General features: G+C 72.9%; 21 protein-coding genes. 16 read left to right on the top strand and 5 right to left on the bottom strand.

Translation table 11 applies throughout. The annotated features are described in order from the left end of the window. Nucleotides 1-29: 29 nt before the first annotated feature. Together pspAA and NDW01_RS01535 are read right to left on the bottom strand one after the other, a co-directional pair. Nucleotides 30-308, bottom strand: coding sequence for a PspA-associated protein PspAA (gene pspAA, locus NDW01_RS01540; RefSeq protein ID WP_252815840.1), 279 nt, complete (start codon nucleotides 306-308; stop codon nucleotides 30-32). After that, complete coding sequence (locus NDW01_RS01535; RefSeq protein WP_252815839.1) at nucleotides 305-1,120, bottom strand: PspA/IM30 family protein; 816 nt, start codon at nucleotides 1,118-1,120, stop codon at nucleotides 305-307. The genes pspAA and NDW01_RS01535 overlap by 4 nt, the downstream gene beginning before the upstream one ends. Before the next feature lie 122 nt (nucleotides 1,121-1,242). On the opposite strand from NDW01_RS01535, the gene NDW01_RS01530 reads away from it, so the two are divergent. Then, the gene (locus NDW01_RS01530) at nucleotides 1,243-1,830 is read left to right on the top strand and encodes a DUF3043 domain-containing protein (RefSeq protein ID WP_252815838.1); all 588 of its coding nucleotides are present in this window, start codon (nucleotides 1,243-1,245) and stop codon (nucleotides 1,828-1,830) included. 24 nt (nucleotides 1,831-1,854) lie between these two features. Next, nucleotides 1,855-2,856, top strand: coding sequence for an aldo/keto reductase family protein (locus tag NDW01_RS01525; protein ID WP_252815837.1), 1,002 nt, complete (start codon nucleotides 1,855-1,857; stop codon nucleotides 2,854-2,856). Nucleotides 2,857-2,927: 71 nt separating this feature from the next. Here NDW01_RS01525 and NDW01_RS01520 read toward each other — a convergent pair whose 3' ends face one another. Continuing rightward, nucleotides 2,928-3,140 carry a hypothetical protein gene (locus tag NDW01_RS01520; RefSeq protein WP_252782815.1) on the bottom strand — a complete coding sequence of 71 codons (213 nt, stop codon included), beginning with the start codon at nucleotides 3,138-3,140 and terminating at the stop codon, nucleotides 2,928-2,930. Nucleotides 3,141-3,523: 383 nt separating this feature from the next. Here NDW01_RS01520 and NDW01_RS01515 point away from each other — a divergent pair, with 383 nt between their 5' ends. The 12 genes from NDW01_RS01515 (at nucleotide 3,524) to lipB (ending at nucleotide 17,383) form a co-directional block, all read left to right on the top strand. After that, complete coding sequence (locus NDW01_RS01515) at nucleotides 3,524-4,183, top strand: SCO2322 family protein (RefSeq protein WP_252815836.1); 660 nt, start codon at nucleotides 3,524-3,526, stop codon at nucleotides 4,181-4,183. A 132-nt stretch (nucleotides 4,184-4,315) separates the two neighbouring features. Continuing rightward, the gene (locus NDW01_RS01510) at nucleotides 4,316-5,368 is read left to right on the top strand and encodes an energy-coupling factor transporter transmembrane component T (protein ID WP_252815835.1); all 1,053 of its coding nucleotides are present in this window, start codon (nucleotides 4,316-4,318) and stop codon (nucleotides 5,366-5,368) included. Next, entirely contained in the window at nucleotides 5,365-6,966 is a 1,602-nt protein-coding gene (locus NDW01_RS01505) for an ABC transporter ATP-binding protein (RefSeq protein ID WP_252815834.1), read from the top strand. The genes NDW01_RS01510 and NDW01_RS01505 overlap by 4 nt, the downstream gene beginning before the upstream one ends. Further along, nucleotides 6,963-7,793 (top strand): ECF transporter S component, encoded by an 831-nt coding sequence (locus NDW01_RS01500; protein WP_252815833.1) that lies wholly within the window; start codon nucleotides 6,963-6,965, stop codon nucleotides 7,791-7,793. The genes NDW01_RS01505 and NDW01_RS01500 overlap by 4 nt, the downstream gene beginning before the upstream one ends. A gap of 2 nt (nucleotides 7,794-7,795) precedes the next feature. After that, entirely contained in the window at nucleotides 7,796-8,740 is a 945-nt protein-coding gene (locus NDW01_RS01495; RefSeq protein WP_252815831.1) for a bifunctional adenosylcobinamide kinase/adenosylcobinamide-phosphate guanylyltransferase, read from the top strand. A 43-nt stretch (nucleotides 8,741-8,783) separates the two neighbouring features. Continuing rightward, nucleotides 8,784-9,566, top strand: coding sequence for an adenosylcobinamide-GDP ribazoletransferase (gene cobS, locus NDW01_RS01490; RefSeq protein WP_252815829.1), 783 nt, complete (start codon nucleotides 8,784-8,786; stop codon nucleotides 9,564-9,566). A 388-nt stretch (nucleotides 9,567-9,954) separates the two neighbouring features. Continuing rightward, on the top strand, nucleotides 9,955-11,445 hold the full coding sequence (locus NDW01_RS01485; protein ID WP_252815827.1) for a leucyl aminopeptidase: 1,491 nt from the start codon (nucleotides 9,955-9,957) through the stop codon (nucleotides 11,443-11,445). 254 nt (nucleotides 11,446-11,699) lie between these two features. Beyond that, nucleotides 11,700-13,073 (top strand): dihydrolipoyl dehydrogenase, encoded by a 1,374-nt coding sequence (lpdA, locus tag NDW01_RS01480; protein WP_252815825.1) that lies wholly within the window; start codon nucleotides 11,700-11,702, stop codon nucleotides 13,071-13,073. Nucleotides 13,074-13,122: 49 nt separating this feature from the next. After that, nucleotides 13,123-14,652: a 2-oxoglutarate dehydrogenase, E2 component, dihydrolipoamide succinyltransferase gene (gene sucB, locus NDW01_RS01475; protein ID WP_252815822.1), complete on the top strand. Its 1,530-nt coding sequence runs from the start codon at nucleotides 13,123-13,125 to the stop codon at nucleotides 14,650-14,652. A 50-nt stretch (nucleotides 14,653-14,702) separates the two neighbouring features. Further along, nucleotides 14,703-15,590, top strand: coding sequence for a TIGR01777 family oxidoreductase (locus tag NDW01_RS01470; RefSeq protein WP_252815820.1), 888 nt, complete (start codon nucleotides 14,703-14,705; stop codon nucleotides 15,588-15,590). A 285-nt stretch (nucleotides 15,591-15,875) separates the two neighbouring features. Then, nucleotides 15,876-16,613, top strand: a complete 738-nt coding sequence (locus NDW01_RS01465) for a Type 1 glutamine amidotransferase-like domain-containing protein (RefSeq protein ID WP_252815818.1) — start codon at nucleotides 15,876-15,878, stop codon at nucleotides 16,611-16,613. A 14-nt stretch (nucleotides 16,614-16,627) separates the two neighbouring features. Further along, a complete protein-coding gene (gene lipB, locus NDW01_RS01460) occupies nucleotides 16,628-17,383 on the top strand; it encodes a lipoyl(octanoyl) transferase LipB (protein ID WP_406567673.1) in 756 nt (251 codons plus the stop codon). Nucleotides 17,384-17,617: 234 nt separating this feature from the next. On the opposite strand, the gene NDW01_RS01455 is transcribed toward lipB, so the two are convergent. Next, entirely contained in the window at nucleotides 17,618-18,121 is a 504-nt protein-coding gene (locus NDW01_RS01455; RefSeq protein WP_252815817.1) for a DUF1877 family protein, read from the bottom strand. 240 nt (nucleotides 18,122-18,361) lie between these two features. On the opposite strand from NDW01_RS01455, the gene lipA reads away from it, so the two are divergent. Beyond that, on the top strand, nucleotides 18,362-19,291 hold the full coding sequence (gene lipA / locus NDW01_RS01450) for a lipoyl synthase (protein ID WP_252815814.1): 930 nt from the start codon (nucleotides 18,362-18,364) through the stop codon (nucleotides 19,289-19,291). A 117-nt stretch (nucleotides 19,292-19,408) separates the two neighbouring features. Here lipA and NDW01_RS01445 read toward each other — a convergent pair whose 3' ends face one another. Then, nucleotides 19,409-20,671 carry a C39 family peptidase gene (locus tag NDW01_RS01445; RefSeq protein WP_252815812.1) on the bottom strand — a complete coding sequence of 421 codons (1,263 nt, stop codon included), beginning with the start codon at nucleotides 20,669-20,671 and terminating at the stop codon, nucleotides 19,409-19,411. 204 nt (nucleotides 20,672-20,875) lie between these two features. On the opposite strand from NDW01_RS01445, the gene NDW01_RS01440 reads away from it, so the two are divergent. Beyond that, entirely contained in the window at nucleotides 20,876-21,574 is a 699-nt protein-coding gene (locus tag NDW01_RS01440) for a DUF4191 domain-containing protein (RefSeq protein ID WP_252815810.1), read from the top strand. The last annotated feature ends 43 nt before the right edge of the window (nucleotides 21,575-21,617 follow it).

Below are 21,617 nucleotides of genomic sequence, written 5' to 3'. Positions count from 1 at the left end.
GCGGACAGGCCCGCTTTGTGCCGTACGGGTCAGTCAGGGATGAGTCCTTCGTCACCCAACATCGCGCGGACCTCATCCATCGTCGCGTCAGCGGGCGGCAGGATCAGGTCCGACGGCTCGAGGTCCTCGGGCGGCAGTGGCTTGCCCACCGTGCGCACCCGCTCGAGCAGCGCGTGCAACGCGCCGCGGAACTGCTCCTCGTCGCCGGACTCGATGGCCTTCTCGAGCTCGGCGTCGAGGTCGTTCAGGGCGGCCAGGTCGCCGTCGGCGACGTTCAGCTGGCCCTCGCCCATCAGCCGGACGATCACTGGCCCTCCCCCGGCTGGTACGGCCGCTGGGGCTGCGGCTGGGCCTGCTGGTGGGGGGCGGCCTGCTGGCCCTGCGCCTGGCCCGGCGCGGCGTCGAGCTGCTTCGGCGCGGAGCCCATGCCGAGCTCGGCCTTCATCTGCTCGAGCTCGAGGTCGACGCCCGGGCCGCTGCCCATGCGGTCGAGCTCGGCCTGGATGTCGTCGCGCGGACCGGAGTAGTCCTCCAGGGCGCCCGAGGCGAGCAGCTCGTCGATGGCGCCGGCGCGCGCCTTCATGTTCTCGGTCTTCTCCTCGGCGCGCTGGATCGCCAGGCCGACGTCGCCCATCTCCTCGGAGATGCCGGAGAACGCCTCGTTGATCTTGGTCTGCGCCTCGGCGGCCGTATAGGTGGCCTTGATCGTCTCCTTGCGCGTACGGAAGGAGTCGACCTTGGCCTGCAGGCGCTGGGAGGCGAGCGTGAGCTTCTCCTCCTCGCCCTGCAGCTGCTGGTACTGCGCGCGCAGGTCGTTCAGCTGGCTGTCCAGACCCGCCCGGCGGGTCAGCGCCTCGCGGGCGAGGTCCTCCCGCCCGACCTGCAGGGCCTTCTTGCCCTGCTCGGTCAGCTTGTTCTGCTGCTGCTCGAGCTGGTTGATCTGCAGCTCCAGTCGCTTGCGAGACGTCGCGACGTCCGCGACCCCCCGGCGGACCTTCTGCAGCATCTCAAGCTGGCGCTGGTAGGAATAGTCAAGGGTCTCGCGAGGATCTTCCATCCGATCCAGTGCCTTATTGGCCTTGGACTTGAAGATCATCGACATACGCTTCATCACGCTCATCGCGCGTGGCCGGTCCCTTCCGCTGGTGCCTAACAACGCTGCTGGGGTTTCGCTGACCACCCTACGCGTTAACGTCCAAGACAGTCATTATGTTCGCCGCGAGCGCCGGTAGGCTGATCTGCGTGTTCCGACGCCGTACCGATACCGCCACGCAGGAGCCCGAAGCCACCCCGGAGATCGTCAAACCGGGAGGGAAGGGCCGCCCCACGCCCAAGCGCCGCGAGGCGGAGAGGCGCAACCGCCAGCCGATCACCGCGCCCAAGACGCGCAAGGAGGCCTATGCGCAGGCCCGCGAGCGCCAGGCCCGTGACCGCCAGAAGGTCAAGGAGGGCATGGCCCGCGGCGACGACCGCTACCTGCCCAAACGCGACCAGGGGCCGGGCCGCCGGCTCGCCCGCGACTTCGTCGACTCCCGGCGCACGTTCGGCGAGTACTTCATGTACCTCACCCTGCTGATCCTGCTGCTGGCGATGGTCGCGCCGATGACCGTCAAGGCGTACGTCTACCAGTTCGGCTGGCCGGTCATGCTCGTCCTGATCATCGGCGAGTCGATCTACCTGGGCAGGCGGGTGAAGAAGCTCGCCCAGGAGCGCTTCCCCGACGACAACCTCCGCGGCATCGGCTTCTACACCGCGACCCGGTCGATGCAGATCCGCCGGTTCCGCATGCCGCAGCCGCGCCTCAAGCCGGGTCAAAAGGACCAGGTCTGACCTCCGCCGCTTAGGGTTCCGAGCATGGAGTTCCGTCATTTGGGCCGAAGCGGCCTCATGGTCAGCGAAATCTCGTACGGCAACTGGATCACGCACGGCTCCCAGGTGGAGGAGGACGCCGCCAAGGCGTGCGTCCAGGCCGCCCTCGAGGAGGGCGTCACCACCTTCGACACGGCGGACGTCTACGCCGGCACCCGCGCGGAGGAGGTCCTGGGCCGCGCCCTGAAGGGACAGCGCCGGGAGTCGCTGGAGATCTTCACCAAGGTCTACTGGCCCACCGGCTCCGGTCCCAACGACCGCGGCCTGTCCCGCAAGCACATCTTCGAGTCGATCCACGGCTCGCTGCGCCGCCTGCAGACCGACTACGTCGACCTGTACCAGGCGCACCGGTTCGACCACGAGACCCCGCTCGAGGAGACCCTCAAGGCGTTCGACGATCTCGTACGCCAGGGCAAGGTGCTCTACATCGGCGTGTCGGAGTGGCGCGCCGAGGAGATCGCCCGGGCGCTGAAGATCGCCGACGAGATGGGCCTGGACCGGATCGTCTCGAACCAGCCGCAGTACAACATGCTGTGGCGGGTCATCGAGTCCGAGGTCGTGCCGCTGTGCGAGAAGGAGGGCGTCGGGCAGATCGTCTGGTCGCCGATCGCCCAGGGCGTGCTGACCGGCAAGTACGAGCCGGGCGCCGCTCCGCCCGCGGGCTCACGCGCCACCGACGAGAAGAGCGGCGCCGCGTTCATCCAGCGGCTCCTGGACGACGAGGTGCTGACCCGCGTGCAGCGGCTCAAGCCGCTCGCCGAGGAGGCGGGCCTGTCGATGGCGCAGCTCGCCGTCGCCTGGGTCCTGCAGAACCCCAACGTCTCCTCGGCGATCATCGGCGCCACCCGCCCGGAACAGGTGCGGGACAACGTAAAGGCCGCCGGCGTCAAGCTCGAGGCCGACCTGCTGCAGCGCGTCGACGAGATCCTCGCGCCGGTCGTCGAGCGCGACCCGGCCAAGACCGTCAGCCCGTCGCACCGCCCGTAGGCGCCGGCGTCCGCCGGGCCTCCCTGACCGGGAGCCCGGCGGAATCCGCCGCCCGCGCGCCGGCTCGGCGCTCAGCCGGCCTCGGGGTGAAGGCTCATCGGGCCGTACTCCACCCGCCCGTCCTCCAGGAGGGACACCTGGTCGACGCCGGCCTCCAGGAGGCCGCGCCAGTTCTCCCCCACCCAGGACTCCGCGTCGGCCTGGGTGGTCCAGGTCTCCTCGCCGAAGCCGGGGGCCTCCACCGGCGTCCCGTCGGACTTCTCGTACCGCCAGCTCCAGGGCATCGCTCTCCTCATTCCCGTCCGGATCGTCCGGCTCGTCGGGCCGCCCCCGCCACGGGCCGCGGCGACCTCCGAGGTCGGCGTCGCGCTCGGACCCGCCTCATGATCCGCAGGTTACCGGGACCGGCCGTTTTGACGCCGTTCACCGCCCCGTGGTCAACTCATCGGCAGCAGCACACGCGCCGTCGCGGGGGAAGCCGGTCCAAGTCCGGCGCTGACCCGCAACCGTAGGCCGTACGGGCGTCCCGCCCGGCGGCGAGCCGGAATGCCCGCGCCGGCGCGAGCGGCTCCGTCGTTCCGTCGTGGTCTGCGGATGGAGTCCGGGCGCGTGCGGCATTCGGTGCGCCCGCTTCACCGGGGACCGCCCTGCCCCCAGAAAGGCGCCCATGCCGAAGATCGCAGCCGCTCGCCCCGCCACGAAGATCGGGGCGGGCCTCCTCGCCTCCGCCCTGGTGTTCGCGCCCATGTCCGAGGCGCACGCCGACGGCGTGGCGTTCTGGGGATACTGGCAGGCCAAGGGCGGCACATGGGCCTTCGCGAGCACGGGCCCGGCCCAGGCCCATCCCAAGGACGGCGCGGTCGAGGGATGGCGGTTCGCGAAGTCGAGCGGGAACACCGGGACCCCGCCCCGCGACAAGCCGGACTTCGCCACGATCTGCGGGCCCGGGAGCGGCACCCCGGCGGGCAGGAAGCGCGTCGCCGTCGTCATCGACTACGGCGAGGCGGGCGACGCCCCGAAGGGCCAGGTGCCGCGCGCTTCCAAGCGGTACTGCGCGACCGTTCCGGAGAACGCCACCGGCTCCGACGTCCTCGCGGCGGCGGGCAGCCCGCAGGCGGACAAGAGCGGCCTGATCTGCGCCATCGACTCCTTCGGCACCTGCGGCATACCGATCGCCCCGTCCCCGACGGCGACCGCGGCCGCGAAGACGACCGCCGAGAAGAAGAAGGACTCCGGGACGCCGGTCGGGTTGTACGCCGGGATCGGCCTGATCGTGGTCGTCGCCGCGGGCGGCGGTCTCGTCGCGGCCCGCCGGTCGCGCCGATGAGCGAGCGCAGCGAGCGAACCAAGAACGCCGCGCCTCTGGTCACTCCTCCGACGAAGGAGGACGCATGAGCGAGCGCAGCGAGCGAACCAAGAACGCAGCACCTCTGGTCACTCCTCCGACGAAGGAGGACGCGTGAACCGACGGCTGCATCCCGGGGCCTGGTGGCTGTGGGCGCTGGGGCTCGCGACGGCGGCCACGCGGACGACCGACCCGCTGCTCCTCCTGCTGGTCGGGGCGGTGACCGGGACGGTCGTCGCGGTGCGCCGGACCGACGACCCCTGGGCGCGGGCGTACGGGATGTTCCTGCGGATCGGTCTCTTCGTGGTCGTGGTGCGGCTGGTGTTCGGGGCGGTGTTCGCGGCGCAGGCGCCGGGCACCACGCTGGTCACGCTGCCGTCGGTGACCCTGCCGTCCTGGATGGCGGGGCTGCGGGTCGGCGGGCCGGTGACCGCCGAGGGCCTGGCCGTCGCCGGGTACGACGCGCTGCGGCTCGCCACCGTCCTCGTCTGCGTCGGCGCGGCGAACGCGCTGGCCGCGCCGAGCCGGCTGCTCAAGTCGGTGCCCGGGGCGCTGTACGAGGTGGGCGTCGCGGTCGTCGTGGCGATGACGTTCGCACCGCAGGCGGTCGCGCACGTCCGGCGGGTCCGCGACGCGCAGCGCCTGCGCGGCCGCGCCGACCGGGGGATCCGGTCCCTGCGGCGGCTCGCCATGCCGGTGCTCGAGGGGGCGCTGGACCGGTCGGTGCAGTTGGCCGCCGCGATGGACGCGCGCGGGTACGGCCGTACCGCGGCCGTACCCCGCACGCGGCGACGCGCCACCGCGGCCCTGGTCCTCGGCGGGCTCCTCGCGGTGTGCGCCGGGCTGTACGGGCTTCTCGACGGGCAGGCGCCGGCGGCGCTCGGGACGCCGATGCTGCTCGCGGGGTCGGTCTGCGCCGCCGCCGGCCTGTGGCTCGGGGGGCGCCGCTCCCCCCGGACCCGGTACCGCCCGGATCCGTGGGCGCTGCCGGAGTGGGTCACGGGCGGATCGGGCGTGCTGGCCGCCGCCGCGATGACCGCCGCCGGTCTCGCCGGCACCGAGGGCCTGCGGCCCGTGCCGGGGTCCGCCCCGGGCCTGCCGGCGCTCCCGGCCGCCGGCGTGTTGCTCGCCCTCGCCCCGGCGCTCCTCCGGAGGATCCGGACATGATCCGTTTCGAGCGGGTCGGCTTCCGCTACGGCGGGACGCCGGTGCTCACGGACGTCGACCTGGAGATCGAGGAGGGGGAGCTGTGCCTGGTCGCCGGGCGTACCGGCACGGGCAAGTCCACGCTGCTGCGCGCGGTGAACGGCCTGGTCCCCCACTTCACCGGCGGCGTGCTGTCCGGCCGGGTGACCGTCGCCGGCCGGGACACCCGCGATCATCCGCCGCGTGAGCTCGCCGACGTCGTCGGCTACGTCGGCCAGGACCCGCGGGCCGGGTTCGTCTCCGACGTGGTCGAGGAGGAGCTGGCGTACGGCATGGAGTCCCTGGGAGTCCCGCCGGACGTCATGCGACGGCGCGTCGAGGAGACCCTGGACCTGCTCGGCCTGGCCGGGTTGCGGGACCGGCCGCTCGGCACGCTGTCCGGCGGGCAGGCGCAGCGGGTCGCGATCGGCTCGGTGCTGACCACGCACCCGAAGGTCCTCGTGCTCGACGAGCCGACGTCCGCGCTGGACCCGGTCGGGGCGGAGGACGTCCTGGCCACGCTGCAGCGGCTCGTGCACGACCTCGGCCTCACCGTGGTCCTCGCCGAGCACCGCCTCGAACGGGTCGTCCACCTGGCCGACACGATGGTGCTGCTGCCCGGCGACGGGCGGCCGCCCGCGTACGGCCCGACCGGCGCGATCATGGCGGACTCGCCGGTGGCGCCGCCCGTGGTCCGGCTGGGGCGGCTGGCGGGCTGGTCGCCGCTGCCCCTGTCCGTACGGGACGCCCGGCGCGCCGCCGCTCCCCTGCGCGAGCGCCTCGCCGTGGCTCCGCCGCCCGCTCCGCCCTCGGTGAACGGCGACGGGCGGACGCTCGCGTCCGTACGCGGCCTGGAGGTCCGGTACGGCCCGGTGCCGGCGCTGCGCGGCGTCGACCTGTCCGTCGCCTCCGGTGAGGTGATCGCGCTGATGGGACGGAACGGCGCCGGGAAGTCCTCGCTGCTGCGCGCCCTGGTCGGCCTCGTGCGCCCGGCGGGCGGGCGGGTGCGGGTCGGCGACGCGGCGCCGCACGAGACGCCGCCGCGCGTCATGGTCCGGAACGCCGGCCTGGTCCCGCAGGACGCGGCCGACCTGCTGTACGCCGAGACGGTCGCGGCCGAGTGCGCCGCCGCGGACCGCGACATGGCGGCGGAGCGCGGAGCCTGCCGCTCCCTGTTCGAGCGCCTCGCGCCCGGCGTCGACGACGCCCTGCATCCGCGCGACCTGTCGGAGGGGCAGCGGCTGTCCCTCGCGCTGGCCGTGATCCTGACCGGACGGCCGCCGCTGGTCCTGCTGGACGAGCCGACGCGCGGCCTCGACTACACCGCCAAGGAACGCCTGGTGGAGATCGTCCGTGACCTGGCCGCCGACGGGCACGCGCTCGTCCTGGCCACCCACGACGTCGAACTGGTCGCCGAGGTCGCGACCCGCACCGTGGTCGTCGCCGAGGGCGAGATCGTCGCCGACGGGCCGACCGCCGAGGTGGTGGTGTCCTCGCCGGCGTTCGCCCCCCAGGTCGGCAAGATCCTCGCTCCGGCGCCGGTCCTCACGGTGGACCAGGCCCGTGAGGTCCTGGCATGAACCCGGTCCGGCTGCGGGCGCGGTCCGGGACGGCGCTCGTGCTCGTGTCGCTGGCGGGGCTGACCGCGTTCTGCTGGCCGCTGCTGGTCACACCCGGGGCCCGGATCACCCAGTCGACCTTCGCGCCGTGGATCTTCGTGCTGCTCCTTCCGCTGCTGCTCGCGGTGGCGCTCGCCGAGGTCGCCGAGGGCGGGATCGACGCGAAGGCGATCGCGCTGCTGGGCGTGCTCGGCGCGGTCGGCGCGGCGCTCCGGCCGCTCGGCACGAACGTCGCCGGGTTCGAGCCGATGTTCTTCGTGCTCGTGCACGGCGGGCGGGTGCTGGGGCGCGGGTTCGGCTACCTGCTGGGGTCGGTGACGATGTTCGCCAGCGCCCTGATCACGGCGGGCGTGGGCCCCTGGCTGCCGTACCAGATCCTCGGCGCGGCGTGGGTGGGGTTCTTCGCCGGGTGCCTGCCGCGACGGCCGCGGGGCCGGGCGGAGATCGCGATGCTCGCGGCGTACGGCGCGGTCGCCGCGTTCCTCTACGGCTGGCTGCAGAATCTCGGGTTGTGGCCTTTCGCCGGGGGGATGTCGAGCTCGATCTCGTTCCACCCGGGCGCCCCGCTCGCCGACAATCTCGGGAGGTTCGTCGCGTTCGACCTCGCCACCTCCCTCGGGTTCGACGTACCGCGGGCGATCTTCACGGCGATCCTGGTGGCCGTCACCGGCCGCCCGGTGCTCCTCGCTCTGCGCCGGGCCGCCCGGCGGGCGGCGTTCGAGGCTCCGGCGGGTGACGGGACGGCGTTCGAGGCCCCGGCCGGCGGCCGGGCGGGCGAGGGGCGGTGACCATGGAGATCGATCTGCTCGGCACGGCCGGGCCGCGCGGCTGGCCCGAGCCCGGCTGCCGCTGCTCCTCCTGCACCCGGATGCGCGCGGCGCGCCTCCGCGTCGAGCCGACCCGTGTCCTCCTCGACGGGGTCCCGCCGGAGGAGTGCGACCGGCGCGAGGTGCCCGGCGGATACGACCTCCGTACGCCGCGCGGGCACCGGGTCCTGCTCGCGGCCGGGCCGGGCGCCCGCCCCGAGCCGGCCGGCCCCGAGCCGTACGACGCCGTGCTCCTCGACCTCATCGGCGACCCGTCGCACCTGGGGCGGCTCCGGCGCGCCGGAGCGGTGACCGAAGAGACGCGGATCGAGACCGTCCACGTCGACCACCGCGTCGCCTCTCCGGCCGAACTGGAACGCCGGCTGGACCGGTGGATCCGCCCCGTGTCCGGGCCGTGGCGGTCGCTGATCCTGGGCGGCGCCCGGTCGGGCAAGTCCGGAGAGGCCGAGCTCCGGGTCATGGCGCACCCGGCCGTGACGTACGTCGCGACCGGGATCATGCACGCGGACGACCCGGAGTGGCGCGCCCGGATCAGCGCGCACCGGCGGCGCCGCCCCCGCTGGTGGGAGACGGCCGAGACGATCGACCTGGCCGGCCTCCTGCGCGACGCGAGGGGCACCGTCCTCATCGACGGGATGGGCACCTGGCTGACGGCGGTGTTCGACGAGCTCGGCGCGTGGGAGCGTCCCCAGGCGGTGACGCCGCGCCTGGACGAGCTGGTCGACGCGTGGCGGTCCACGCGGGCCCACGTCGTCGCGGTCGGCGACGAGGTCGGCCTGTCGATCGTTCCCGGCACCGCGAGCGGGCGCGCCTTCCGTGACATTCTGGGACGGCTCAACCAGCGCCTGGCCGCCGAGTCGGAGGAGACCGCACTGGTCGTCGCCGGCCGGGTCCTCGACCTGCCGTGACCGCCGGGAGGCGCGCGGCGGCGGAGGACGCCCGGAGGACGTCGTGAGGGAAGAGAACGAGCGGATCCTCGGCGCGGAGGGACTCCGCCTCGCCGTGTCGCTGCTCACCGTGTTCCCGGTGCGGTGCGGGCGCGTGGACCGGGAGACCGCTCGGCGGGCGATGACGCTGGCCCCGGCCGCCGGTCTCCTGGTCGGCGTGGCGGCCGCCGTGGTGCTCACGGTCGCGGGCCTGCTCGGCGCCGGACCGCTGCTCGGCGCCGCCCTGGCGGTCGGGACGACGGCGCTGCTCACCCGCGGTCTGCACCTGGACGGGCTGGCCGACCTCGCCGACGGGCTCGGCAGCGGACGCCCCGCCGAGGGCGCCCTGGCGGTCATGAAGCGGTCCGACATCGGGCCGTTCGGGGTCATCACGCTCGTGTTCACGCTGCTGATCCAGGTGGCCGCCCTGGCCCAGGCGCCGCACCGGGCGGTCGCCGTGACCGCCGCGGCCGTGACCGGGCGGCTCGCGGTGACGTGGGCCTGCCGCGCGGCGATCCCCGCCGCCCGCCCGGAGGGCCTGGGCGCCCTGGTCGCCGGGACCGTACGGCGCCGGGACGCCGCGGCCGCGACGGCGGTCGTCGCGGCCGCCGCGTCGGTCGTGGGACTGCTCGCCGGGGGCGCGCGACCGGCCGTCCTCGCCCCGGTGGCCGTGGCGGCCGGGCTCCTGGTCTCCGCCGCGCTGCTCCGGCACGCCGTACGGCGCCTGGGCGGCGTCACCGGCGACGTCCTGGGCGCGCTCGTGGAGACGTCCGCGACCACGGCGATCGTCGTACTCGCGGTGGCGTAGACGCCGCGGAGCGAAGCGCAGGCGGACGGCGGGGCGAACGCGGTGCGGCGGCGTAGGCCGCAGGGACACGGGCCGACGCGCCGGGACCGGACGGCGTGGGTCGGAGAAGGCGCGGGAGCGTCCCGAGAGTGAAGCTCCCGCGCCGGTCGCGGAACGCGCCCTGGCCATGGCGCGTGTGATGTCCCGCGGGCCGCCGTCCCCGTGGACGACCGCCGCTGCCCGCTTCCCCTCGGCCAGAGACGGCCCTGGGATGTCCCAGGACGACGGGGCCAGTCGAGGAATCGTAATCGACCGGTCGAGGGCGAAGGTCCGGACGACGCGCGGCGAAGATCGCCCAAGTCCGTGGACTCGAACAAAGAACTGCGAGGCAGGACTACCATCGGGCTGTGTGACGAACCTCCACCTTGCCAACGCTCAATCCGCTTCTCTTGACGTCGACGCCGTCGTGATCGGTGTCGTGACCGACGACTCCGGGCCGGCCCTGGCGCCCGGTGCCGCAGGGGTCGACGAGGCCTTCCAGGGTCGCCTCGTCGACGCGCTGAGCGGATTGGGCGCCGAGGGCAAGCCGGGTGAGGTCACCAAGGTGCCGACGTTCGGCAACCTGGCCGCCCCGCTCGTCGTGGCCGTCGGCCTCGGCGAGTCCTACGACGCCGAGGCCCTGCGCCGGGCGGCCGGTGCCGCGCTGCGCTCGCTCGCGGGCTCCGGCTCGGTCGCGGTCCTGCTGCCCGCCGCCACCGCGGACGAGGTGGCCGCCGTCGCCACCGGCGCGCTGCTCGGCAACTACGCCTTCCTGAACTACCGGACCGGCGACGGTCACAAGCACCCGGTCGCGGAGATCACCGTGGTGACCGAGGCCGACACGAACGGCGTGGTCCAGGGCGCCCTCGACCGCGCCCGTACGCTCGCCGAGGCCGTCTCCCTGGTCCGCGACCTGGTCAACGCCCCGCCCTCCGACCTGAACCCGGAGGATCTCGCCGCCGCCGCGCGCGAGGTCGGCGAGGAGGCCGGCCTGTCGGTCGAGGTCCTCGACGAGCACGCCCTGGTGGAGGGCGGTTACGGCGGGATCGTCGGGGTCGGCCAGGGCTCGGCCAACCCGCCGCGCCTCGTCCGTCTCGCCTACGAGCACCCCGAGGCCACCAAGACCGTCGCGTTCGTCGGCAAGGGCATCACGTTCGACTCCGGCGGCCTGTCCCTCAAGCCCAGCGAGTCCATGGACTGGATGAAGTCCGACATGGGCGGCGCCGGCGCCGTGCTCGGCGCGCTGAAGGCCATCGCCGCGCTCGGTCCGAAGGTCAAGGTCGTCGGTTATCTCGCCATCGCGGAGAACATGCCGAGCGGCACCGCGCAGCGCCCCTCCGACGTGCTGACCATCTACGGCGGCAAGACCGTCGAGGTGCTCAACACCGACGCCGAGGGCCGCCTCGTCATGGCCGACGCGATCGTCCGGGCCGGCGAGGACGAGCCCGACCTGATCGTCGACGTCGCCACCCTGACCGGCGCCCAGCTCGTCGCGCTCGGCACCCGGACGACCGGCGTCATGGCCAACGACGACGACGTGCGCGAGAAGGTCGTCGACGCGGCCGGCCGCGCCGGCGAGTCCGCCTGGCCGATGCCGCTGCCCGAGGAGCTGCGCAAGGGCCTGGACTCGGCCGTCGCCGACATCGCCAACATCAGCGGCGAGCGCTGGGGCGGGATGCTGGTCGCCGGGATCTTCCTCAAGGAGTTCGTGCCGGACGGCGTGCGCTGGGCGCACCTCGACATCGCCGGCCCGTCCTTCAACCAGGGACAGCCGTACGGCTACACCCCGAAGGGCGGCACCGGATCCGCGGTCCGCACCCTCGTCCAGATCGCCGAGGACGTCGCCGCCGGCACCCTGTGACCGACGTGGAATCGGCAGGCCCGGTGCGCGGCGCGCGCCGGGCGGCCCGGGCAGGCCGCGCGCGGGGACGGCGCGTCCCCCGCGCGGCTCGGCGGCCGGGCGGGCGGCGCGGGTGAGAGGCGTCGTCCCGCCGGGCGGACGGCGGCCGATGGGAGGCGCTGTCCCGGCCCGGCGGCCGGAAGTGGAAAGATGCGTGCGGGAAAAGAAATCGCTCCGGGCCGGAGGCGCCCGAGCGGGCATCGAAGGAGCGTCCTGTGTCGAATAGCCCCTACGACATCGTCGTCCTAGGTGGCGGCAGCGGCGGATACGCGTGCGCCCTGCGGGCGGTCGAGCTGGGTCTGAGCGTCGTACTGATCGAGAAGGACAAGCTCGGCGGCACGTGCCTCAACCGCGGCTGCATCCCGACCAAGGCGCTGCTGCACGCGGCCGAGGTGGCCGACCAGACGCGCGAGTCGGCCACGTTCGGGGTCAAGGCCCGGTTCGAGGGCATCGACCTGCCGGGCGTGCACGCCTACAAGGACAAGGTCGTCAGCACGACCGTGAAGGGCCTGACCGGGCTGATCAAGTCCAAGGGCATCACGATCGTCGAGGGCGAGGGCCGGCTGACCGGCCCCACCACGGTCCAGGTCGGCGACACCACGTACGAGGGCCGGCACATCGTGCTGGCCACCGGCTCGGTGCCCCGGTCGCTGCCCGGTCTGGAGATCGACGGCGAGCGCGTCATCTCCAGCGACCACGCCCTCGTGCTCGACCGGATCCCGCAGTCCGTGGTCGTCCTCGGCGGCGGCGTCATCGGCGTCGAGTTCGCGAGCGTGTGGCGGTCCTTCGGCGCCGAGGTGACGATCGTCGAGGCGCTGCCGCACCTGCTGCCGCTGGAGGAGGAGTCCAGCTCCAAGCGGCTGGAGCGGGCCTTCCGCAAGCGCGGCATCAAGTTCGAGCTCGGCGCGCGGTTCGAGAGCGTCAAGCACACCGAGTCGGGCGTCATCGTCACCCTCCAGGGCGGCAAGACCCTCGACGCCGACCTCATGCTGGTCGCCGTGGGCCGCGGCCCGGTCTCCGAGGGCCTCGGCCTGGAGGAGGTCGGGGTCGAGACCGAGCGCGGCTTCGTGAAGGTCGACCAGTACTGCCGCACCAACGTCCCGACCATCTCGGCGGTCGGCGACCTGGTCCCGACGCTCCAGCTGGCGCACGTCGGCTTCGCCGAGGGCATCCTCGTCGCCGAGCGGCTGGGCGGTCTGGACCCGGCGCCGATCGACTACGACGGCGTTCCGCGCATCACCTACTCCGAGCCCGAGGTCGCGTCGGTGGGCGTCACCTCCGCGGTGGCCCGCGAGCGCGGTCACGACATCATCGAGTTCACCTACGACCTGGCCGGCAACCCCCGGAGCAAGATCCTGGGCACGCAGGGCGAGGTCAAGGTGATCGCGGCCAAGGACGGTCCCGTGCTGGGCGTGCACATCGTCGGCAGCCGCGTCGGCGAGCTCATCACCGAGGGCCAGCTGATCTACAACTGGGAGGCCCTGCCGTCCGAGGTCGCCCAGCTCATCCACCCGCACCCGACCCAGTCCGAGGCGATCGGCGAGGCTCACCTCGCGCTCGCCGGCAAGCCGCTGCACGTCCACGGCTGACCCCGCACGTACCCAGAACACGACGTATCACAAGGAGTCGCTGAGAACCATGCCGGTCTCCGTAACCATGCCCCAGCTCGGCGAGAGCGTGACCGAGGGCACCGTCACCCGCTGGCTCAAGAAGGAGGGTGAGCGCGTCGAGGCCGACGAGCCGCTTCTCGAGGTGTCGACGGACAAGGTCGACACCGAGATTCCGTCGCCGGCCGCGGGTGTCCTGAGCAGCATCACCGTCGCCGAGGACGAGACCGTGGAGGTCGGCGCGGAGCTGGCCGTCATCGCCCAGGAGGGCGAGGCGACCGCCGACGCCGCCCCGCAGCAGGAGCAGGCCCAGCCCGAGCCCGCCCCGGCCCCGCAGGCCGCCCCGGCCCCGCAGGCCGCCCCGGCCCCGCAGGCCGCCCCGGCCCCGCAGCCCGAGCCGCAGCAGCCGGCCGCGCCGTCCTGGCCGCCGGCCCCGGCCCCGCAGGCCGCCCCGCCCGCTCCGGCCGCGCAGCCGGCCGCCGCGGCGCCGCAGCCCGAGCCGCGTCAGGAGGCCCCGGCCCCCGCGCCGGCGCCGCAGCAGGAGACGGCCGCCGAGCAGCCGTCGGGTGAGAGCCCCTACGTCACGCCGCTCGTCCGCAAGCTGGCGGCCGAGCACGACGTGGACCTGGCCACCGTCAAGGGCACCGGCGTCGGCGGGCGCATCCGCAAGCAGGACGTCCTGGAGGCCGCCCGGGCCAAGCAGGCACCGCCGCAGCCGGCGCCCGAGCCGGCGCCGCAGGCCGCTCCGGCTCCCGCGCAGCCCGCCCCGGCCGCCGCGCAGGCTCCCGCCGCTCCCGCCGCCCGCCCGGCCGCGCCGGTCTCGGCGGAGGTGTCGCGCCTGCGCGGTACCACGGAGAAGATGTCCCGCACCCGTCAGTCGATCGCCCGGCACATGGTCGAGTCGCTGCAGGTGTCGGCGCAGCTGACCACGGTCGTCGAGGCGGACGTCACCAAGATCGCGCGGCTGCGTGAGCGCGCCAAGGACGACTTCCTGGCGCGGGAGGGCGTGAAGCTCAGCTTCCTGCCGTTCTTCGCGCAAGCGGCCGTCGAGGCGCTCAAGGTGCACCCGAAGCTCAACGCCGTCATCAACTCCGAGACCAACGAGGTGACCTACCACGACGTCGAGAACCTCGGCATCGCGGTGGACGCCGAGAAGGGCCTCATGGTGCCGGTGATCCACAACGCCGGTCAGCTCAACCTCGCCGGCCTGGCCCAGCGGATCGCGGACCTGGCGGAGCGCACCCGCACCAACCGGGTCAGCCCCGACGAGGTCACGGGCGGCACGTTCACGATCACCAACACCGGCAGCCGTGGCGCGCTGTTCGACACGCCGATCCTCAACCAGCCGCAGGTCGGCATGCTCGGCACCGGTTCGGTCGTCAAGCGTCCCGCGGTCATCGACGACCCGCAGCTCGGCGAGGTCATCGCGGTGCGCTCGATCGTGTACCTCGCGCTGACCTACGACCACCGCCTGGTGGACGGCGCCGACGCCGCGCGGTTCCTCACCACGGTGAAGAACCGCCTCGAGGAGGGCAACTTCGAGGCCGAACTCGGCCTTTAAGGTCTGTGTCGGCTCCGTCTTTCGTTCGGTCCGCTAACTAAGCTGCGATCGTGCAGATCGCCATCACCGGTTCGACCGGACTCATCGGTAAGGCCCTCGTCCGCGCGCTGCGCGACGAGGGCCTTACCGTTCTCAGGCTCGTACGACGGCGGCCCGCGGCCGACGACGAGGTCCGCTGGGATCCGTTCGGGGAGGTGGACACGGCCTCCCTGGAGGGCGTCGACGTGGTCGTCCACCTCGCCGGAGCGGGTATCGGCGATCGCCGTTGGACCGACTGCTACAAGCAGGAGATCCGCGACAGCCGCATCGAGGGCACCCGCACCCTCTGCCGGGCGCTGGCGGCCATGGACGACCCGCCCTCGCTCCTGGTCTCCTCCTCGGCGGTCGGCTACTACGGCTGCACCGGCGACCGTACGGTCGACGAGGACAGTCCTCCGGGCGAGGGCTTCCTCGCCGACGTCTGCCGCGACTGGGAGGCGGCCACGGCGCCGGCCGCCGAGGCCGGGATCCGCGTCGTGATCCCGCGTACGGGCGTCGTGCTGGCGCGCGAAGGCGGCACGCTCGGCCGGATGCTCCCCCTGTTCCGAGCCGGGCTCGGCGGGCGCCTCGGCAGCGGCCGCCAGTGGTTCAGCTGGATCACCCTCGCCGACGAGGTGGCGGCGCTGCGCTTCCTCATCGGCGGCCCGCTGGAGGGACCGGTGAACCTCACCGCCCCCGAACCCGTCACCAACGCCGCCTACACCACCGCCCTCGGCCGCGCGCTGCACCGGCCGACCCCGTTCGCCGTCCCGCCCTTCGCGCTGCGGCTGGCGCTCGGCGGGCTGGCCGACGAGGGCGTGCTCGTGAGCCAGCGCGTCCTGCCCGCCCGCCTCACCGCGGCGAACTTCGGCTTCCGGCATCCGGACCTGGCGTCCGCGCTCGCCGGCATCCTCCCCTGAACGCCCGGGGACCCGGGAGGTCGGTCGGGGTCGGTTGGTCGGGGAGAGCCCGGGAGGTCGGTCGGGGTCGGCGGGTCGGGGAGAGCCGGCAGGTCGGTCGGGTCTCTCCCAGGAAGTCGCAACGAACGCGCCACTCCGCCTGCACGGCCCGGCGCCGGGGCCGTACCGTGACGAGTGGCCGGGCGCCGCGGAGGGCGAGCGGGCGATGTGGTCGGGCGGCCCGACGCGACGGGCCGGTCGGCGGCGCGGGACGATCCGGCCGCGAGGCGAGGGAGAGAGCGAGAGATGAGCACCGACGGTAAACCGCACATCGTGGCGATCGGCGGTGGCGGCTTCATGCCCAACGACCGCTACGGGCTGACGCCGAGCCCCCTTCTCCGGTACGCCCTGGACCTCACCGGCCAGGACCGCCCGCGGGTCTGCCATCTCGCGACCGCGCTCGGCGACGCCGCCGACGCGATCGCCCGTTTCTACGCCGCGCTCGCCGGGACCGACGCCGAGGTGAGCCACCTGGCGCTGTTCCCGATGCCGAACCACGAGGACCCGGCGGCGCACCTGCTGGCCCAGGACCTCGTCTACGTCTCGGGGGGAAGCGTCGCCAACCTGCTGGCCCTGTGGCGCCTGCACGGCCTCGCCGACGCGTTCGCCGAGGCCTGGCGGACGGGCGTCGTCCTGTGCGGGCAGAGCGCCGGAGCGCTGTGCTGGCACGTCGGCGGCACGACCGACTCCTTCGGTCCGCACCTGCGCCCCCTCACCGACGGGCTGGGCCTGCTCCCCTACTCCTGCGGTGTCCACTACGACAGCGACCGGCAGCGGCGGCCGCTGCTGCAGCGTCTCGTCGCCGAGGGCGAGCTGCCCGACGGGTACGCCGCCGACGAGGCGGTCGCGCTGCACTACGTCGGTACCGAGTTCGTCCAGGCCGTGTCGTACGTCGAGGGCCAGGGCGCCTACCAGGTCGCCGCGGACGGCTCCGGTGGGGTCAAGGAGACACGGATCGAGCCTCGGCTGCTGGCGTCGTTCTAGAAGGACGTACGCTGATGGTCGTGAGCGTCAGCGAAGAATCCACCACCGTCCTCGGCGAGCGGCCTGCGAACACCGGCACCGGCGACCTGGTCTTCATCCACGCCGGCTTCGGCGAGCGGGCGATCCCGTACGAGGAGGCGTGGGAGCTGCAGCGCCGGCTGCACGAGCGGCGGGTCGCCGACGAGATCCCCGATGTGTGTCTCCTGCTGGAGCATCCGCCGGTCTACACGGCGGGCAAGCGCACGGAGCCGCTCGACCGCCCGATCGGAGACCCGGGCGCGCCGGTGATCGACGTGGACCGCGGCGGGAAGATCACTTGGCACGGCCCCGGCCAGCTCGTCGGGTACCCGATCGTGAAGCTCCGGGAGCCCGTCGACGTCGTCGCGTACGTCCGCACCATCGAGGCGGCGCTGATCTCGACGTGCGCCGACCTGGGCCTGGCCACCAAGCGGGTGGAGGGCCGCAGCGGAGTGTGGGTGCCCGGCGTTCCCGACCGCAAGGTCGGCGCGATCGGCATCCGGGTGTCGCGCGGCGTCACGATGCACGGGTTCGAGATCAACTGCGACTGTGACCTGGGGTGGTTCGACAAGATCGTGCCCTGCGGCATCCGTGACGCGGGCACGACGTCGCTCTCCGCCGAGCTGGGCCGCGAGGTCACCGTGCCGGAGGTGCTCGCGCTGACCGAGGCGCGCCTCGCCGAGGCGCTCGACGCGTCCGGCACCGCGCACCGTTCGCTCGACGCGATGCTCGGCCGGCCCGTCACCTCCTGACGGCACGGGCCAAGGCGCTGAGGCGGAGGCCCATCGGCCCGGTCCGCGGCCGCGTCGGCTCACGGACAGGTGGGCGCAGGGTCAGGCCGGTCCACGGATCGGCCGGTCCACGGCCGGGTCGGCAGGCGGTCAGGCCGTCTCCTCGGCAGGTCGGCCCACGGCCGGGTCGGCACGGGGGTCGGGTCGGCACGGGGGTCGGGTCGGCCCACGGCTGGGTCGGCGCGGGGGGTCGGGTCAGCCCATCGCCTTGAAGATGGCCTGTCCCTCCGCCGAGGCGGCCTCGAAGAAACGGGTGAGCCGCTCGTACACCACGCGCAGTTCACCGTCGCGGATCGCCTCGGCGGGCTCGCCCACCCAGTCCTCCGCGCCCTGGACGCCGAGTTCGGCCATCCGCTCGGCGTCGTAGCGTCCGGCGATTCGCGCGAACTCGGTCGCGGTGAGGTGGTCGGCGGCCAGCTTGACCCGCTCGGCGGTCAGGTAGATGACGTCGACGCCGAGTTCCTCGGCGCCGTCCTCGGTGAGCAGCCGCCCGCCGCAGACGACGTCCGCGGCCGGGTGCGGGCCGTCCCACGGGTCGCCGGTCAGCAGGTAGTGCAGGGCCTGCCACGCACCGGCGACGGGGAGCACGGGGTGCTTCTCCCGCCAGTTACCGCGGCCGAACACCGCGCGGGCGCGGGCCCCCGGATCGCCTCCGCCCTCGGCCTCCGGAAGCCTGAGGTACGTCATGGCCACTCGCACGCCTGACCTCCGTCATACATCATCCGCACGCGACACCCACGTCACCTTAGAGAGATCGACAGCTACGTATGGTGAGAACGAGATAAAACACCGATCTCAACCTCCCGCCGGCGCCTCGGCGGGCCGACGTGGAGCACGGAGCCGGCACTGTTCCGGGTCGCGACCGCGCTTTTCCCGGAAGATCGTCCACTATGGGACCGGCTTGCGCAACACGGGTGAATACGGACATACCCTGGACGGGTGACCGCCGTATCCCCTGAGGGCCGGAAGCTGCTGCGTGTCGAGGCCAGGAACGCCGCGACACCGATCGAGCGCAAACCGCCCTGGATCAAGACCCGGCTGTCGATGGGCCCGCAATACCGCGAACTCACCGACCTGGTCCGCACCGAAGGCCTGCACACCGTCTGCCAGGAAGCCGGCTGCCCCAACATCTACGAATGCTGGGAAGACCGCGAAGCCACCTTCCTCATCGGCGGCGACCAATGCACCCGCCGCTGCGACTTCTGCCAGATCGACACCGGCAAACCCGCCGCCTACGACCCCGACGAACCCCGCCGCGTCGCCGACTCCGTCGCCACCATGGGCCTGCGCTACGCCACCGTCACCGGCGTCGCCCGCGACGACCTGCCCGACGGCGGCGCCTGGCTCTACGCCGAAACCGTCCGGCAAATCCACACCGCCATCCCCGGCTGCGGCGTCGAACTCCTCATCCCCGACTTCAACAACGTCCCCCACCTCCTGGCCGAGGTCTTCTCCGCACACCCCGAAGTCCTCGCCCACAACCTCGAAACCGTCCCCCGCATCTTCAAACGCATCCGCCCCGGCTTCCGCTACGAACGCTCCCTCGCCGTCCTCACCGCCGCCCGCCAAGCCGGACTGGTCACCAAGTCCAACCTCATCCTCGGCATGGGCGAAACCCGCGAAGAGATCACCGAAGCCATGCACGACCTGCACCAAGCCGGGACCGAACTGCTCACCATCACCCAGTACCTGCGCCCCTCCCCCCGCCACCACCCCGTCGAACGCTGGGTCAAACCCGAAGAATTCATCGAACTGCAGGCCGAAGCCGAAGCCATCGGCTTCGCCGGAGTCATGTCCGGACCCCTGGTCCGCTCCAGCTACCGCGCCGGACGCCTCTACCAGCAGGCCATCACCGCCCGCCAGGCCTGACACGCACACCGCCGACTGACACGCGCACAGGGGAACGCCCCGGCCGCGGGCCGGGGCGTTCCTCTCTTCCGGGGGGACAGAAGTTCTTCGGGGACCGTACGTCTCAGGCGAGCGCCGTCACCAGTTCTTCTCGACGCCGTGGACGTTCGGCGGGAGCCGGTGGCCGGGCGGGTACATGATGTAGACGATGCCTCCGCTGGACGAGCTGCGCTGCCAGACGTTCTCGAAGTTGGCCCGCGGGTAGACGTGCCGCACGGCCGCGTCCGACGGCGACGCCGGGTCGTTGATGATCGGGTCGCCGGTCTTGGTGAACCCGACGACCACCATCAGGTGCCCGTTCGTGCTGTAGCCGGCGCCCGGCAGGTCCGAGGCCTTGAACGACTGCGAGGTCACGACCGGGATGCCGGCCTTGATGAACTGCTCCAGCTCGTTGAGGGACCGCAGCCGGGTGATGAAGCCGTTCAGGCCGAAGCGGGCGGCGTACGCCGGGTTGAACGGCCAGTTGCCCGCGCCCTGGTAGTTGTAGTCGTAGACGTTACGGGCGGCGTAGTCGACCTGCGGGTCGGCGTAGGACGGGTCGACCCAGGCGAGGTCCTTCTTGGACGGCCCGCGCTTCCAGTACGAGACGACCATCGAGGTCGAGGTCGGGCTGCACCACGCCTCGCCGCCGTTGTCGTACTGGGGGTACTGCCCCTTGTGGATGTCCTGGGAGTAGGCGGGCACCTTCAGCTCGATGCCCTCCGCTCCGCCGAGCGGGCTCGCCGGCACCGTCGTACGGGACGGCACGAGCGAGGCCATCGCGCCGACCGAGCGCAGCACGGGGCGGACGTGCTCACCGGGGAGGCGGTAGAGCGTCACGCGCAGCTGGTAGGACGTGAGGGAGTTCGCGGCGACGAAGGTGTCGATGTCGACGTTGCCGTCGCCGTCCTTCTGCCCCGGGACCGAGGTGCGGTAGATGTCGCCGCCCTCGCCCGGGTCGTCGGACGCCCAGCGGCCCATGACGTACCACTTCGTCTCGGCGCCCGCGCCGGTGTGCCCGCGCATCTCCACCTGCAGCCAGCTGCCGTGCGGCGTGCTGGCGTTCCAGGACGCGACGAGCTGGCTGGCGCCGAACCCGACCGCAACGTTCGGTGAGGTCCAGCGGGCGTAGTCCCAGGTCTTGGTGCCGGCGCCGTACGGGTCCGTGTAGGTGGTGGTGCCGACGGGATGGGCGATCGTGAGCGCGCCCGATCCCAGCCGGCGCACCCCCTCGGAGGAGCCGGCGGCGAAGTCGCGCGCCGACGTCCACTGGTGATAGGCGACGCGGGACTGGTTCGCGGGGGTCACCTCCGCCGAGCCGGGCGTCGTGGTCGCCATCACGGTGGCGAGACCAGCTGACACAAGAAGCGGAACCTTCCATACCGAAGCACGTACATCGGACCACGCCATGACGACTCCAAGAGCAGCGGAAACCTGCTTCGGGACGCTAAGACGGCGGACCGGATCATGTCAACGCTTTACACCCCCTGTGGCTGGATCGAAATTTGTTAACGGCTCGCTGGCCCGCTTTCGACTAGGGTCACGAAGCCTCGTATCCTTCCATCCATGCCAAAGAAGCCCCAGGAAGGCACGCAGGACGAGCGCGCCGGTCGCGTCAAGCAGCTGCGCATGGTCGCCTCGTTGGTCCACCAGGCCAACCCGAAGGCGATGCCGATCGTCTTCGCGTCCGCCCTCGGCGTCCTCGTCGTCTTCGTCGTCCTCGGGCTGCTGCTCGGTCAGGCGCTCTACCTGATCCCGCTGGGCGTCCTGGTCGCCATCCTGGTCGGCATGATCGTGTTCGGTCAGATGGCGCAGCGCACGCAGTACTCCATGCTGGAGGGCCGGCCGGGCGCCGCCGCCTCCCTGGTGGAGAACATGCGGGGCCGCTGGGTCGTCACCCCCGCCGTGCAGGCCAACCGCAACATGGACGTCGTACACCGCGTCATCGGCACGCCCGGCGTGATCCTGCTGTCGGAGGGTCCGCGGTCGCGGGTCGGCAAGCTGATCGGCGCCGAGAAGAAGCGCATCTCCCGTGCCGCCTCCGAGGTGCCGATCTACGACATCCAGGTCGGCTCCGAAGAGGGTCAGGTCCCGATCGCCAAACTGCAGCGCCACCTGACCAAGCTGCCGCGCAACCTCAAGAAGGAGCAGGTCAGCGAGCTGATCGACCGGCTCAACGCGCTGCCGCAGGCGATGCAGATGCCCAAGGGCCCGATTCCGAAGGGCGTCCGGATGCCGAAGGGCCCCAAGCCCCGCACCCGTTAGCGTGGCGGGCCCTCCCGGAGACGGCGGGCCCGCATCGGAGAGG

This window comes from Actinoallomurus soli, from assembly GCF_024055715.1.
GTDB classification, from domain to species: Bacteria; Actinomycetota; Actinomycetes; order Streptosporangiales; family Streptosporangiaceae; genus Actinoallomurus; species Actinoallomurus soli.
Note: the sequence above shows the minus strand (reverse complement) of the source record. Positions and strands in the feature narration are given on the sequence as shown.

Excerpts from the sequence above, each read along its gene's own strand:
- sucB (WP_252815822.1), top strand. The coding sequence starts at position 13,123 with ATGCCGGTCTCCGTAACCATGCCCCAGCTCGGCGAGAGCGTGACCGAG.
- NDW01_RS01520 (WP_252782815.1), bottom strand. The coding sequence starts at position 3,140 with ATGCCCTGGAGCTGGCGGTACGAGAAGTCCGACGGGACGCCGGTGGAG.
- lipB (WP_406567673.1), top strand. The coding sequence starts at position 16,628 with ATGGTCGTGAGCGTCAGCGAAGAATCCACCACCGTCCTCGGCGAGCGG.
- NDW01_RS01535 (WP_252815839.1), bottom strand. The coding sequence starts at position 1,120 with ATGAGCGTGATGAAGCGTATGTCGATGATCTTCAAGTCCAAGGCCAAT.
- NDW01_RS01440 (WP_252815810.1), top strand. The coding sequence starts at position 20,876 with ATGCCAAAGAAGCCCCAGGAAGGCACGCAGGACGAGCGCGCCGGTCGC.
- NDW01_RS01525 (WP_252815837.1), top strand. The coding sequence starts at position 1,855 with ATGGAGTTCCGTCATTTGGGCCGAAGCGGCCTCATGGTCAGCGAAATC.
- NDW01_RS01515 (WP_252815836.1), top strand. The coding sequence starts at position 3,524 with ATGCCGAAGATCGCAGCCGCTCGCCCCGCCACGAAGATCGGGGCGGGC.
- NDW01_RS01500 (WP_252815833.1), top strand. The coding sequence starts at position 6,963 with ATGAACCCGGTCCGGCTGCGGGCGCGGTCCGGGACGGCGCTCGTGCTC.
- NDW01_RS01465 (WP_252815818.1), top strand. The coding sequence starts at position 15,876 with ATGAGCACCGACGGTAAACCGCACATCGTGGCGATCGGCGGTGGCGGC.
- NDW01_RS01505 (WP_252815834.1), top strand. The coding sequence starts at position 5,365 with ATGATCCGTTTCGAGCGGGTCGGCTTCCGCTACGGCGGGACGCCGGTG.
- NDW01_RS01495 (WP_252815831.1), top strand. The coding sequence starts at position 7,796 with ATGGAGATCGATCTGCTCGGCACGGCCGGGCCGCGCGGCTGGCCCGAG.